The organism is Klebsiella sp. CTHL.F3a (genome assembly GCF_019890895.1).
GTDB classification, from domain to species: domain Bacteria; phylum Pseudomonadota; class Gammaproteobacteria; order Enterobacterales; family Enterobacteriaceae; genus Klebsiella; species Klebsiella grimontii.
This window is the reverse complement of record NZ_CP082360.1, coordinates 4,417,979-4,431,965: the sequence shown is the minus strand read 5'-3', so window position 1 is coordinate 4,431,965 and position 13,987 is coordinate 4,417,979. Positions and strand designations below refer to the sequence as shown.

Genomic DNA, 13,987 nt, shown 5'->3' with positions numbered 1-13,987 from the left:
TATTTGGCGGCTGTCTATTCAGGCTGTCCCGGAGGCGATGCTGCGCATCTGTCCGGGCTACCGGATCGCAGACGGTGGTGAACCCGTAGCCCGGGCAAGGCGCGTTGAGCGCCGCCCCCGGGAGCAGAGCGCAGAGTGGCTGAATGTTCCGGAGGCGATGCTGCGCATCTGTCCGGGCTACCGGTCCGCAGATGGCGATGAACCCGTAGCCCGAACAGCGCAGCGCTACCGGGAAAACAAAGCGCAGAGTGTTGCAGCACGAACCTGTTCCCGGGCTACAGCCCTTCGGTCACGATTTTCGCCGCCGCGGCTAGCACCTCTTTGCGGCTTTTCGCATCCTGCTGCGGTTGGGTAAAATAGGTCACTAGCACCAGCGGAGCATGATTTTCCGGCCAGATCACCGCGATATCGTTGGTGGTGCCGTAATCTCCGCCGCCGGTTTTATCCCCGACCGCCCAGCTTGCGGGCAGGCCTGCACGAATGCTTTGCCCGCCGGTGGTATTGCCTTTCAGCCATGTCACTAACTGGGCGCGCTGCTGTTCGCCCAGCGCATTGCCCAGCGTCAGCTTACGCAGACTTTCGGCCATCGCCAATGGGGTGGTGGTATCGCGCTTATCACCGGGAATCGCGCTGTTCAGCGCCGGCTCCATCCGATCGAGACGAAAAGTAACGTCACCGATGCTCTGGGCGAATGCGGTGACTTTTTCCGGCCCGCCAAGGTAACCGATAATCTTATTCATCGCGGTATTGTCGCTATACTGCAGCGCCGCAGCGCTGAGTTCCGCCAGGGTCATTCCGCTTTGCAGATGTTTTTCGGTAATCGGGCTCCAGACCACTAAATCCGATTTTTTAATCTCCAGCCTTTTATTCACCACATCGGGATGGCTTTCGCTCTGTTTTAACACCGCGGCGGCGGCCATCACTTTACCGGTGCTGCACATGGCAAAACGTTCGTCGCCGCGATAGAGGGTCTGCGAATCATCTGCCGTGTTAATCAGCGCCACGCCCAGCCGACCGCCGGAACGTTTTTCTAAATCAGCCAGCTTCTGCTGGAGAGTATCGGCACTGGCCCATAATGAACCGCTCGCCAGCAGTAGCGGAACGGCGGCGGCCATCAGGGCGCTTTTACGCCACGAACTTTTCAACATCTCTGACTCCTTGATAGTGATGAACTGCCCGGACTATCCGCGACTCCCGCGCGTTTGACAAGCACTATGTCGATGATGGAATTCCATCATAAATTCGTTATTCGTCCTCCTCTGCGCCTGCTTATAGTGTCTCTCCCCGGCAAAATAAAATCAGGAGCCGCTATGTTCCCGTCACAGTTACCAAAACCGCGCCATCCCGCCGCCTCGGCGATCCCCTCGCTGCGTTGGGCCATTATTGGCCCCGGCTGGATTGCCGAGCGCTTTGTGAAATCGTTAAAAGAGCTCAGCCACCAGCGGGTGGTTGCCGTCTCCTCGCGCACGCAGCAAAAGGCCGACAGCTTTGCCGCCCGCTGGGGGATCCCGCAGGCTTACGCTCAGGTGGATGAGATGCTGGCGCGCCCGGATATTGACGCGGTATACATTGCCACCCCGCATAACCACCACTTTCCCGACGGGTTGCGGGCGCTGCGGGCGGGCAAACATGTGCTGATTGAAAAGCCGTTTGCGCTGAACCGGCGGGAAGGCGCGACGCTGAAAGCGGAGGCCATGAAGCAGGGGACGCTGGCGATGGAGGCGATGTGGTGCGACTACGCGCCGAAGTATGACGTGATTCGCCAGCTGCTGGAGGACGGCGTACTGGGCGATCTGCACACGCTGCTCGCCGATCACGGCGAGTTCTTTACTCCGGATCATCGCATTTTTAATGCCGATCTCGCCGGCGGGCCGATGATGGATCTCGGCAGCTATCTGACCTCATTCTGCGTGATGGTTGGCGGCGTGCCGCAGGACATTATCGCCCGCGGGCGTCCCGCCCAAAGAGGCGTCAACGGGCAGATTTCGATGCTGTTTAACTGGGAAAAGGGCCTCCAGGGATTATTGAACACCACCCTGTTCAGCAACACGCCGGGCGGCGCGGTGGTGGCCGGGCGCGATGCGACCCTTACCCTCGACGGGCAGTTCTACGCGCCGGGGAATTTTACTCTCGCCGCCAGTCAGGGCGGGCAGGTGCTGCGCTGGGAGGAGCCGCGCAACCGCTACGACCAGCTGTTTTATCAGGCCGAGCATTTTGCCTGGTGCGTCGGTCAGGGGCTGACGGACTCGCCGATCCGCCCGCTGGCCAGGGTACTGGAAAACCTGAGCGTGATGGATGAAGTGCGGCGGCAGATTGGCGTGGTATTTAACGAAGAGCGCTAAGTGAAGCGGCCCCGTATGCCGACCGCATACGGGGCTTTTTTACGCCAGCGGTTCGACGCTGACAAATTGTCCCTGCTGCAGCGAGAGCACAGCGGCTTCGGCGATGGCCTGCGCCCGCAGGCCGTCCAGCAGCCCCGGCAGGTCCGCCACCTCTTCTCCGCCTAGCGAGCGGACAAAAGCATCCAGATGCGCGTAGTACGACCCCTCGACGCGGCTGAACCAGTCCGGGTAGAGGCCGGGCTGAATGCGGCGCTCTCCCTGCCACAGCGTGACGCCGCGCGTTGTCTGACTGCCGGACTCCAGCACGCCATCCGGGCCAAGCAGGCTAATGCGCTCATCGTAGCCGTGGCCGGTGCGCCGGGTGTTGTCCAGCTGCGCCAGCGCGCCGCCGCGCATCCGCAGCATCAGAATGGAAGTATCGACATCGTCGAATTCAGCAATTTCCGCCAGCGCCAGCGCATCTCCCATGGCGGCGACGGTTGTCACTTCATCGCCGGTAAGAAAGCGCAGCAGGTCAAAGAAGTGAATCGCCTGGTCGCGCATCTGGCCGCCGGAGCTGCGCAGATATTCCAGCGGCGGCATAACCGATGCCCGACACACCATCTGCACCAGTTCAATTTTGCCAATCACCCCGGCCTCGATCTCCCGGCGCAGCTGCTGGTGGCTGGCGTCGAAGCGGCGGTTAAAGCCAACGGTCACCGGTACCCCGAGCGGCAGCACTTTCTCGACGACCTCGCGGGCGCGGGCCAGCGAAAGATCGATAGGCTTTTCGCAGTAGATCGCTTTCCCGGCGCGGGCGGCGGCCTCCAGCAGCGCCGCGTGTGAAGGCGTCGAGCTGGCGATCAGTACCGCGTCAATGGCATCACTACTGATGGCCTCGGCGACGGTTACCGCCCGCGCGCCGTAGCGGGAAGCCAGCGCTTTCGCCCGCTCGGGGTCGGCGTCAGCCACCATGGACAGAACGGTTCGCTCATGGCGAGCGAGGCTGGCGGCGTGAACCTGGCCGATAAAACCGCTGCCCAACAAGGCAAAACGAATGCAGGTCATTTTTTTCTCCAGAAAGAGGGATTCAGCGTTGCCAAAGTAATCCGTTTGCTACACTGACCGACACAGGCGTTTTGATGGATTTCCATCATGGGGAAAACGATGAAAAGCATGTCGCTGGAGGCGCTGGCTAAACGGATTGGCGTGGGGGTAGCAACCGTTGACCGGGTGCTTAACGAACGCGGCGGCGTGTCGCCGGAAACCACGCGCAGGGTGCTGCAGGCCGCTCGGGAAGCCGGGCTGAAGCGCATTCTGCCGGAAGAGCGTCGTCTACCGTGGCAAATAGAAGTGTTTCTCAGCGGTAACGATTCGCGCTTTTTCACCCGCCTGACGCAGGATTTCGCCGACGTGGCGGATAGTCTTGGCTATCGCCGACTGACGCTGCACCGTACGCTGGTGGCGGAGTCCGCGCCGGAAAAGCTGGCGAAAAGCATTATCCGCAGCAGCAAAAAACGCCATGCGCTGATTGTCTTTGGCAACGAACATCCGCTGGTCTACGAGGCTTTGCGCCAGTGCCGCGAGGCGAACGTGCCGGTGATTACGCTGGTTACCGATCTGCCCGGCGCACAGAGGCTCTGCCACGTCGGCATCGATCAGCAGCAGGCTGGCCGCACCGCGGGCAGGATGATGGGATTAATGGCGCATCGGCCTGGAGAAGTGCTGATGCTCAGCGGACGCCAGGACTTCAGCGCCCATCGTTTGCGTATTCAGGGATTCCGCGAGGTGATAACCCAGCGCTTTCCGCATCTGCAGCTCGGCGATGTGCTGGCGGGGGAGGACAACCGGCAGCGGATCGACCGCCTGCTGGAAGAGGCCCTGCGCCGCAACCGCGACGTGGTGGGCATCTACAATACCGGTCTGGGCAACACGCAGGTGGCGCAGGCGCTGGCTCGCCACCGCCGCTACGGCGAGTGCTGTTGGATCACCCATGAACGTTACCGCACCACCCGTGAACAGCTGGCGCAGGGCGGAATGGCGTTGACGATCGATCAACACGCCCATCAGCACGCCCGCCTGGCGGTGGAGCTGGCCCTGCGTCACCTGGAAACCGGCTACCAGCCGCATCTCTTTAGCGACGGCAAGGTCGAATTTATCCTTTACAGCGCTGAAAACGTCGACTGAACGTTCGCGGTCCGCGTGACAATATCTCCTTTTACACCGTATCTGATACCCCGTTTCAAACCGCTATCGCTATCGCCGCGCCGCGTGGCAAACCGTCGCCTGCCTCTCATTTTTTGCGCGTTTATTCGTCAATGTTAGATGTGTGTCAAAGTTCTGTTAACACGTGGTTTTAAAATTTTCATTTCAGTTATTTACTTATAAAAGTTTCATATGCTTTGTTAATGAAATAAATGGTCTGGAATTTTTCTTACGCGGCAAATGGACTGATGTTTCAAAAAACCATTTTAAAACAACTGAATTTTGTGATTTCGATCACCCCTGAAAAATGCGCCAGCGCGTGGGTCGTTTTTTCGAAAAGCTGAAAAAGCAGGCGCTTAGCGCACGATTAATGAAACTATTTTTTCATTTTACCTTACCTAACCGATGCACCTGAAAATAAAGGATCAACTATGAACATCAAGAAAACGGTTGTTGCCTCTTTGATAGCCTGCATGCTGCCAGCGGTCGTGATGGCGAAAGATATTTCGGTCGGTGTTTCGATGGCGCTATTCGATGACAACTTCCTGACGATTCTGCGCACCGCAATGCAAAAAGAGATGCAAAAAGACGGCGTTAAGGCGCAGGTGGAAGATGCCAAAGGCGACGTCTCCCAGCAGCTACAGCAGGTACAGAACTTTATTGGTCAGGGCGTCGACGCGATTATCGTCAACCCGGTGGATACCAACGCGGTCAAACCGATTATGGACCAGGCGACCAAAGCGGGCATTCCGCTGATCTTTGTTAACCGCCGCCCGCAGGCGCAGCTGACCGACAAAATGGCCTACGTCGGCTCCGACTCGGTGCTGGCGGGGCGTTTACAGATGGAAGCGTTAGCCAAAGCGATGAACGGCAAAGGTAACGTCGCCATTCTGCTCGGCGACCTGGCGAATGAATCGACCCGTGACCGCACCAAAGGCGTCGAAGAGGTGGTGGCGAAGTACCCGGATATCAAAATCGTGCAGAAGCAGACCGCTAAATTTACCCGTAACGACGCCGTTGACGTGGTCAGCAACTGGATGACCAGCGGCGAAGATATTCAGGCCATCGCCTCCAACAACGATGAAATGGCGATCGGCGCGCTGCAGGCGCTGGGTAAAAACCCGAACCATATCCTGATTGCCGGCGTGGACGGGACGCCCGATGCCCTGCAAATGCTCAAAAACGGCAAAATGATCGCCACGATTTTCCAGGATGCCAAAGGGCAGGGCGAAGGCGCGGTGGATGCCGCCATTAAGCTGGCCAACGGCGAGAAAGTGGAAAAGATCATCGATGTCCCTTACCAGCTGATCACCAAAGACAACATGGCTGAGTTCGTCAATCGCAACCAGAAATAGTCGCTCAGGGTACGGAGGTGAAGTATGAACGCTTTTGCACTTGAAGCCGAAGGGATCAGCAAATTCTTCCCCGGCGTGAAGGCGCTCGACAACGTCTCATTACGCGTGCGCCCGGGGACGGTGCACGCGCTGATGGGCGAAAACGGCGCCGGAAAATCCACGCTGATGAAATGCCTTATCGGGATCTACCGTCCCGATAAGGGCGCGATCCGCGTTAAAGGGGAGCCGGTCCAGTTTCAGGATACCATGGACGCGCTGCGCTCCGGGATCTCGATGATCCACCAGGAGCTGAACCTGGTGCCGCATATGACGGTGGCGGAAAATATCTGGCTCGGCCGCGAGCCGATGAAATACGGTTTTGTCGATCATCGCCAGCTTGCCCGGCAGACGCAGGATCTGCTGGATAAACTGAATATCCGGCTATCCGCCGACCGGCTGGTGGGAGAGTTAAGTATCGCCTCCCAGCAGATGGTGGAAATTGCCAAAGCGGTTTCGTGGAACGCGGATATTGTGATTATGGATGAGCCGACCTCGGCGTTAACCGAGAGCGAAGTGGCGCATCTGTTTACCATTATTCGCGATTTACGCCAGCAGGGAAAAGCCATTATTTATATCAGCCATAAAATGGATGAGATTTTTGCGATTACCGATGAGATCAGCGTATTTCGCGACGGCACCTGGGTCGGGAGTAAACAGACGACTGAGTTTACCCGCCAGTCGCTGATTACCCAGATGGTCGGCCGGGAGCTCACCCAGCTCTTTCCCAAGTTCAATAACGCCATTGGCGAAGAGGTGCTGACCGTCCGCAACCTGTCGCGCAAGGGGGCCTTTCACGATATCAACTTTAGCGTACGCCGCGGCGAGATCCTCGGCGTGGCGGGGCTGGTGGGGGCCGGGCGCAGCGAAGTGATGGAGAGCCTGTTCGGCATGGAGAAAGCGGATAGCGGCGAAGTGCTGATTGATGGGATGCCGGTCAATATTGATTCACCTTCAACGGCGATTGAGAAAGGGATGGCGCTGCTGACGGAAGACCGGAAAAAGTCCGGGCTGTTTCTCGTGCTGTCGGTGCTGGAGAATATGAGCATCGTTAAAATGCCGGAATATATCGGTAAAACCGGCTTTGTTCAGCACCTCAAAATGGCCGAAGACTGCATGGAGCAGATTCGCCGCCTGAATATTAAAACCCCCACCATGGATCAGATTATTAATAACCTCAGCGGCGGTAATCAGCAGAAGGTACTGATTGCCCGCTGGCTGCTGGCCCAGCCGAAAATACTGATTCTCGATGAGCCGACGCGCGGAATCGACGTCGGGGCGAAAGCGGAAATTTACCATCTGATCAGCGAGCTGGCCAACCGCGGCGTGGCGGTGATTATGGTCTCTTCAGAATTGCCTGAGATTCTCGGGATGAGCGATCGGGTGATGGTCATGCATGAAGGGCGTATTACCGGCATCCTCGATAAAGAGGACGCCGACCAGGAAACCATTTTGTCGTTGGCATCCCATTGAGGCACAGAGAATGAGCAATATGAAAATAACGGCGACCCCGATCACTGAGAAACCCTCTTTCTTTGGGCAATTACGCCACCGGCTGCCGAAAGATACCGGGATATTTATCGTCATGCTGGTGATTGCCCTGACTTTTGAAATTGCCGGCTGGTACGTCCGCGACCAGTCCTTTTTATTAAACACCAATCGTTTGATATTAATTGTTTTACAGGTAGCGATTATCGGTATTATCGCCGTCGGGGTCACCCAGGTCATTATTACCACCGGCATTGACCTCTCCTCCGGCTCGGTGATCGCTCTCGCCGCCGTGGTGGCGGCAAGCCTTGCGCAAACCTCCGATAGCCTGTCGCCGATGTTCCCGTCGCTGGTTAATATGCCGGCGATTATCCCGATTGGCGCCGGCATCGGCGTCGGCCTGCTGTGCGGCTTAACCAACGGCTTTCTGGTGACCCGCACCGGCATCCCGCCGTTTATCGCGACGCTTGGGATGATGGTGTCGGCGCGCGGTCTGGCGCAGTATTACACTCAGGGCAACCCCATCAGCTTCTTATCCGACAGCTTTACCGCCATCGGCCAGGGGGCGATGCCGGTGATTATTTTCTTCGTCGTCGCCGCGGTGTTCCATATCGCCCTGAAGCATACCCGCTACGGTAAATACGTTTACGCTATCGGCGGTAACATGACGTCGGCCAAGGTCTCCGGTATCAACGTGAATAAATACCTGGTGATCGTCTATGCCATCGCCGGGGCGCTCTCCGGCCTCGCGGGCGTGGTGCTGGCGGCGCGCGTCAGCAGCGGGCAGTCGAGCATGGGCATGTCCTACGAGCTGGATGCTATCGCCGCGGCGGTTATCGGCGGCAGCAGCCTGATGGGCGGGGTAGGGCGCATCACCGGGACCTTAATCGGCGCGATGATCCTCGGCCTGATAAAAAGCGGGTTTACCTTTGTCGGCGTCGACGCCTACGTGCAGGATATTATCAAAGGCATCATTATCGTCGCGGCAGTGACTATCGATATGCGCCGCAACCGCAAAAAGCATTGATCGGCAATAGCCCACGGCCTTTACTGCCGTGGGCCATGTCGCGTTTACGCCGCGCCGCAAGCGGGCTCATCCGCGGCAAGACGTAAACTGTTGAGCAGCACGTTCGCCCCTTTCTCCGCCCATTCCGGCAGAATGTTCTCCGCTTCGTTATGGCTAATCCCCTTCTCGCAGGGAATGAAAATCATGCTGGCGGGCGCGACCTTGCTGATATAGCAGGTATCATGCCCGGCGCCGGAAACGATAGTTCGGGCGCTGTAGCCCAACGCTTCCGCCGCCCGCTGGCTGCGCGCCAGGCATCTGGCATCAAAGGCAATGGGCGCGTAATCAAAAATACGCTCGACGTTTGCCGTCACGCCGCGCGCCGCCAGCGCTTCTGCGGCGCGATGCAGCGAGAGCTCCATCGCTTCCAGCGCCGGGGTTTGCGGATGACGAAACTCGACGCTGCACGCCACGCCTCCCGGCACCACGTTGCGCGAGCCCGGTATGACCTGCGCCATGCCGATAGTCGCGCGCCCGTCGGGATGGTGGGCGATACCGATTTGCTCCACCGCCAGCGCCAGCTCGGCGAAGGCGGTCAGCGCGTCGCGGCGGCTGCCCATCGGGGTGGTGCCGGCGTGGGCGGAAAAGCCCTCGAGGGTGATATTGAACCAGCGCTGGCCCATGGCCGCGTGAACGAGGCCGATATTAACGCCTTCTTCTTCCAGAATCGGCCCCTGTTCGATATGTACTTCGTAGCAGGCGTGGAGCGGGAAGGCGGCGGCCGGACATTCCCCGCGATAGCCGATAGCTTCCAGCGCCGCGCCAACGCTGATGCCGTCGCGGTCTACACGGGCGAGGGCGAAATCTTCGCTAAACTGCCCGGCCCATACGCCGGATGCCAGCATCGCCGGGGCAAAGCGCGCGCCCTCTTCGTTGGTCCAGTTCACCAGCACGATATCGCGTTCGGTCTCAATGCCGAGATCGTTCAGCGTGCGCAGCGCCTCCAGACCGGCGAGGACGCCGTAAATGCCGTCATAGCGGCCGCCGAGCGGCTGGGAGTCGACGTGGGAACCGGTCAGCACCGGGGCTAACTGCGAATTTTTACCGGCGCGGCGAATAAACATATTGCCCATGCTGTCGACTTCGCAGGGAAAGCCGGCTTCCCGCGCCCACTGGCGCAGCAGGTCGCGCGCCTGACGATCCTCTTCGCTGAGCGCCAGCCGGGTCACGCCGCCCGCGGGCGTGGCGCCGAGCAGCGCCATCTCGTTGAGCGTCGACCACAGACGTGCGCCGTTGACGGTTATCATGACTTGTCCTTTTGCACGCGATAGCGGAAGTCGCAGCACTTACCGCCCTGCATGATGGTGGTGGTGCGGGTCAGCTCCACGTCCGGCGCATAGCCGACGATAAATTTATCGTCGCGGGCGCAGGAGAGCAGGTGGCCAATCTCGCCGAGGCCCATTTCGTGGTACATCTCGGCGTAGCGGCAGCGGTTCACGTTGTAGTTATACTGCTGGTCGTCGGCGTCCAGCACCGTGACCTCCAGGGCGTTATCTTTCTCCCACAGATACTGCAGCGCGACAAAGCTGCGAATATCCGCGCCGTCAGGCTCCTGGCGGGCAAACGCTTTTCCCGCCTCAATGGCGGCGTTTTCAATGGCTTCGCCGATGACCGCCTGGGCGCGAGCCTTACCTATCTCGCGCACCAGGATGGCGTAAATCGGCTTGATTATTTCTGCTTCAATTTTGCGGCGGGCGAGAATGCCCAGCTCGTTATTATCACTCATCACATTGCCTCACTGCGTTACTTCGTTGTTGCGCCGCCGAGTACGGTTTGCGGCTGCCATTTGCCGTCGACGACTTTATAAACGGTAAAGGTTGGCGATTTCAGGTTGCCCTCTTTATCAAAGGCGATTTGTCCGGTCACGCCAGCGTAATTAATGACGCGCAGGGCGGGCAGATAGTCGGCGGGATCGACGGAGTCGGCTTTTTCCATCGCCGCGACCAGCACGCGGGTGGCGTCATAGGCGAACGGCGCATGCAGCTCGATATGGGTGTGATAGCGCGACTGATAAGCCTGCTCGAAGGCTTTACCGCCCGGCATCTGCTCAACCGGCAGTCCCGGCTCCAGCGCCACCACGCCGTCGCCCTCTTTTTGCGCCAGCTGGAGGAAGGTCTGGCTAACGAAGCCGCCTGCGCCCATCAGGGTGGCGTTCATGCCCAGCTGTTTGATGCGGCGCGCCAGCGGGGCGGCCTGACTATCGACGCCGCCAAAGAAAATCAGGTCGGCGTTTTTGCTGCGGATCGCGGTCAGCACGGCGCTGAAGTCGACGGTTTTGTCATCGACGTACTGGCGGTCGACGATGTTGATTCCCTGCGCTTCCAGCGACTTAATAAATTCATCCGCCAGCCCCTGGCCGAAGGCGGTACGGTCATCGATAACCGCGATGCGTTTGGCCTTCAGGGTTTGTACCGCGTACTGTCCGGCAAACTGTCCGCCGTCATCGTCGTGGCCCATCACGCGGAAGCTGGTGTCGAAGCCCTGTTTGGTGTAGGCGTGCCCGGTGGCGACCGGCGCGACCTGGGCGATGCCCGCATCATGATAAACCCGCGCAGCGGGAATGCTGGTGCCGGTGTTCCAGTGACCGACGACGCCCGCGACGCCGCTGTCCACCAGACGCTGGGCGACGGCAACGGCGGTGCGTGGGTCGGACTGATCGTCTTCCGACTGCAGCTTGAAGGTTACCGCCTTGCCGCCGATGGTCGGATGCTGCTTGTTGATATCGTCAATCGCCAGCTGCGCGCCGTTTTCCAGATCCTTGCCGATACGCGCGGAAGGGCCGGTGAGCGGGCCTGCCAGGCCGATAATGACGGTTTCGCTGGCCGCGGACCACGCGGCGGATGAGGCAAAACCACTGAGCAGAATAGCGGCGCTGAGCGCACTGATTTTTACTGTTTTCATTGTTTTTCCCTGATGCTGGTTGTTTGTTAAACGGGCATTTCGCCCAAATAAATCTGTGCAATACGGTCATCGGCCAGCAGCGTCTGCGACGGACCGCGCTCGACGATGCTGCCGCTGTCCATCACCCAGGCGCTGTCGGTAGCCTCAAGAGCCAGGCGTGCGTTCTGCTCAATCAGCAGCAGCGCGACGCCGCGCTGGCGCAGGGTGGCGATGACGCGAAAAATGTTCTCGACCATCAGCGGCGCCAGGCCCATCGACGGTTCGTCGAGGATCAGCAGACGCGGCTGGCTGAGCAGGGCGCGGTTAAGCGCCAGCAGCTGCTGTTCGCCGCCGGAGAGCAGCCCCGCCAGCTGATGCTGACGTTCGCCAAGACGCGGAAAGTTTTCGAAAATGGCGCGCATCTCCTGTTTGACCGCCGCCCCGTCGCGACGCAGCCACGCGCCCATTTGCAGGTTTTCCAGCACCGTCATGCGTGCGAAGATTCCACGACCTTCCGGCACCATCACCAGCCCTTCACGCAGCAGGGATTCGGCCCGACGTTTGCGTATCGGCTTGCCGTTAAACAGAATGTCGCCGCTAAAGGGTTCCAGCCCGGTAATGGCGCGGACGGTTGAGCTTTTGCCCGCCCCGTTGGCGCCGATAAGCGTGGCCTGCTCACCCTTTTTCACGCTGAAAGAGACGTCGCGCACCGCCTGGATGCCGCCGTAATGAACGCTAAGCTGGTTGACGGTTAATAAATCAGACATGGGCACTGCCTCCCAGCCAGGCGGCGATCACCGCCGGATCGCGGCGTACGCTATCCGGCGTGCCGCTGGTTAACGTTTTGCCATAATCCAGCACCATCAGGCGATCGCAGATCCCCATTACCAGCTTGACGTCATGCTCAATCATCAACAGCGTTTTGCCGTCGTCGCGAATGCGCAGCAGCAGTTCGCCAAGGGCCATCTTCTCGGCGGCGTTCATTCCGGCCGCCGGTTCATCCAGCGCCAGCAGGCGTGGTTCGGTGGCCAGCGCGCGGGCAATCTCCAGCCGCCGCTGGTGACCATAGGCGAGGTCGCAGGCGCGATAGTGGGCGAACTGCGCGATGCCGGTATAGTCCAGCAGGTGCCAGGCCAGCTCGCGGGTTTGCGTCTCCTCGGCCCGGGCCCGTTTATGACGGGAGAGCGCGGCCCACAGGCCGTTGCGGGTGCGGACGTGGCGGCCTACCATAACGTTCTCCAGTACCGACATGTTGTTAAACAGCCGCACGTTCTGGAAGGTGCGGGCGATGCCCGCGGCGGTCACTTTCTCAATATTGTTCGGAAAATAGGCTTCCCCGCCGATAGCGAACTCGCCGCTGTCCGCCGGGTAAAGCCCGGTAATCAGGTTAAAGCAGGTGGTTTTCCCTGCGCCGTTGGGGCCGATCAGGCCGTAGATTTCACCCTGATTAATGCTCAGCGATACGTTGTCGACCGCCGTCAGACCACCGAAACGCTTCGTCATATGGCGTACGCTTAACAGGCTCATGCTTTCGCTCCTTGATGTCGCGCGGGCCAGATGCCCTGAGGGCGCAGCAGCATGACCAGCACCAGCGCCATGCCGTAGAACAGCTGGCGCAATACTTCCGGGTCAATCAGCACTTCGCCAAACAGCGCCTGCTGTACCGGCGCCGCCTGGCTGCGCAGCAGCTCCGGCAGCGCGGTCAGCAGCACCGCGCCGAGGATCACGCCGGGGATATGCCCCATGCCGCCCAGCACTACCATCGCCAGGACCGCAATCGACTCCTGCAGGGTAAAGGATTCCGGCGAAACAAAGCCCTGAAATGCGCCGAACAGCGCGCCCGCCACGCCGCCGAATGAGGCGCCGATAGCGAAAGCCAGCAATTTGTAGTTACGCAGGTTAATGCCCATCGCGCGGGCGACGTCTTCATCCTCGCGGATCGCGTGCCAGGCCCGGCCGATGCGCGAATGCTGCAGCCGCAGGCAGACGAAAATAATTGCCACAATCACCAGCATCAGCAGGTAGTACCACAGCCACAGCGCCGGGACTTTAAAGCCAAACCAGTGATAAACGCCGCTAAACTTGAGGCCGAACAGATTCAGCGAATCGACCCCGGAGAGGCCTTTTGCGCCGTTGGTGATGTTGACCGGACGGTCGAGGTTGCGCATCAGGATGCGGATAATCTCGCCGAACCCGAGGGTGACGATGGCCAGATAGTCGCCGCGCAGCTTCAGCGTCGGCGCGCCCAGCACGATACCGCAGCCTGCCGCCACCAGCGCGGCCAGCGGAATAATCACCAGCCAGGAGGTGTGCAGGCCGTCCGGAAACCAACTATTCAACATCGGGAAGACGTCCAGCAGATGCGGTGAGGCCAGCAGTGCCGCCAGATACGCGCCCACGGCGTAAAAGGCGATAAAGCCCATATCCAGCAGGCCGGTATAGCCGACCACAATATTTAGCCCCAGCGCCAGCATAACGTAGAGCAGGGCGAAGTCGATGACTCGCACCCAGTAGTTACCGCCGAGCTGGCTGGCGACCATCGGCGCCACCAGCAGCGCGCAGACGAACAGGGTCATCCCGGACCAAAAGCGGCGGGAGACGGCAGGCGTATCGAGTTGTGCCGTTGTCATGATTTT

The 13,987-nt window shown here is 59.7% G+C and carries 13 protein-coding genes; 5 read left to right on the top strand and 8 right to left on the bottom strand.

Features of this window, described 5'->3' with window-relative positions; all coding sequences use genetic code 11:
• Positions 1-275: 275 nt before the first annotated feature.
• Positions 276-1,148, bottom strand: coding sequence for an extended-spectrum class A beta-lactamase OXY-4-1 (locus K7H21_RS20835; RefSeq protein WP_004130122.1), 873 nt, complete (start codon positions 1,146-1,148; stop codon positions 276-278).
• A 162-nt stretch (positions 1,149-1,310) separates the two neighbouring features.
• On the opposite strand from K7H21_RS20835, the gene K7H21_RS20830 reads away from it, so the two are divergent.
• Positions 1,311-2,342 carry a Gfo/Idh/MocA family protein gene (locus K7H21_RS20830; protein WP_223035320.1) on the top strand — a complete coding sequence of 344 codons (1,032 nt, stop codon included), beginning with the start codon at positions 1,311-1,313 and terminating at the stop codon, positions 2,340-2,342.
• A 39-nt stretch (positions 2,343-2,381) separates the two neighbouring features.
• Here K7H21_RS20830 and K7H21_RS20825 read toward each other — a convergent pair whose 3' ends face one another.
• Positions 2,382-3,389 carry a Gfo/Idh/MocA family oxidoreductase gene (locus tag K7H21_RS20825; RefSeq protein ID WP_004130126.1) on the bottom strand — a complete coding sequence of 336 codons (1,008 nt, stop codon included), beginning with the start codon at positions 3,387-3,389 and terminating at the stop codon, positions 2,382-2,384.
• Positions 3,390-3,488: 99 nt separating this feature from the next.
• Between K7H21_RS20825 and K7H21_RS20820 the strand changes: the two genes are divergently transcribed.
• From K7H21_RS20820 to K7H21_RS20805, 4 genes are all read left to right on the top strand, one after another.
• Positions 3,489-4,508 carry a LacI family DNA-binding transcriptional regulator gene (locus tag K7H21_RS20820; protein ID WP_223035319.1) on the top strand — a complete coding sequence of 340 codons (1,020 nt, stop codon included), beginning with the start codon at positions 3,489-3,491 and terminating at the stop codon, positions 4,506-4,508.
• Positions 4,509-4,957: 449 nt separating this feature from the next.
• The gene (locus tag K7H21_RS20815; RefSeq protein WP_004848507.1) at positions 4,958-5,881 is read left to right on the top strand and encodes a sugar ABC transporter substrate-binding protein; all 924 of its coding nucleotides are present in this window, start codon (positions 4,958-4,960) and stop codon (positions 5,879-5,881) included.
• 24 nt (positions 5,882-5,905) lie between these two features.
• The gene (locus K7H21_RS20810; protein WP_004130130.1) at positions 5,906-7,390 is read left to right on the top strand and encodes a sugar ABC transporter ATP-binding protein; all 1,485 of its coding nucleotides are present in this window, start codon (positions 5,906-5,908) and stop codon (positions 7,388-7,390) included.
• A 19-nt stretch (positions 7,391-7,409) separates the two neighbouring features.
• Positions 7,410-8,432, top strand: coding sequence for an ABC transporter permease (locus tag K7H21_RS20805; protein WP_170873311.1), 1,023 nt, complete (start codon positions 7,410-7,412; stop codon positions 8,430-8,432).
• A 44-nt stretch (positions 8,433-8,476) separates the two neighbouring features.
• Here K7H21_RS20805 and K7H21_RS20800 read toward each other — a convergent pair whose 3' ends face one another.
• From K7H21_RS20800 to K7H21_RS20775, 6 genes are read right to left on the bottom strand one after another with little or no spacing between them, the layout of a single operon-like run.
• A complete protein-coding gene (locus K7H21_RS20800; protein ID WP_139529612.1) occupies positions 8,477-9,718 on the bottom strand; it encodes a Zn-dependent hydrolase in 1,242 nt (413 codons plus the stop codon).
• Positions 9,715-10,197, bottom strand: a complete 483-nt coding sequence (locus K7H21_RS20795; RefSeq protein ID WP_004130135.1) for an L-2-amino-thiazoline-4-carboxylic acid hydrolase — start codon at positions 10,195-10,197, stop codon at positions 9,715-9,717. The genes K7H21_RS20800 and K7H21_RS20795 overlap by 4 nt, the downstream gene beginning before the upstream one ends.
• Before the next feature lie 17 nt (positions 10,198-10,214).
• Entirely contained in the window at positions 10,215-11,372 is a 1,158-nt protein-coding gene (locus K7H21_RS20790) for a branched-chain amino acid ABC transporter substrate-binding protein (protein WP_049113820.1), read from the bottom strand.
• Positions 11,373-11,398: 26 nt separating this feature from the next.
• A complete protein-coding gene (locus K7H21_RS20785) occupies positions 11,399-12,118 on the bottom strand; it encodes an ABC transporter ATP-binding protein (protein ID WP_142480698.1) in 720 nt (239 codons plus the stop codon).
• Complete coding sequence (locus K7H21_RS20780) at positions 12,111-12,878, bottom strand: ABC transporter ATP-binding protein (protein WP_142444858.1); 768 nt, start codon at positions 12,876-12,878, stop codon at positions 12,111-12,113. The genes K7H21_RS20785 and K7H21_RS20780 overlap by 8 nt, the downstream gene beginning before the upstream one ends.
• A complete protein-coding gene (locus K7H21_RS20775) occupies positions 12,875-13,981 on the bottom strand; it encodes a branched-chain amino acid ABC transporter permease (protein WP_049113815.1) in 1,107 nt (368 codons plus the stop codon). The genes K7H21_RS20780 and K7H21_RS20775 overlap by 4 nt, the downstream gene beginning before the upstream one ends.
• Positions 13,982-13,987: the final 6 nt, after the last annotated feature.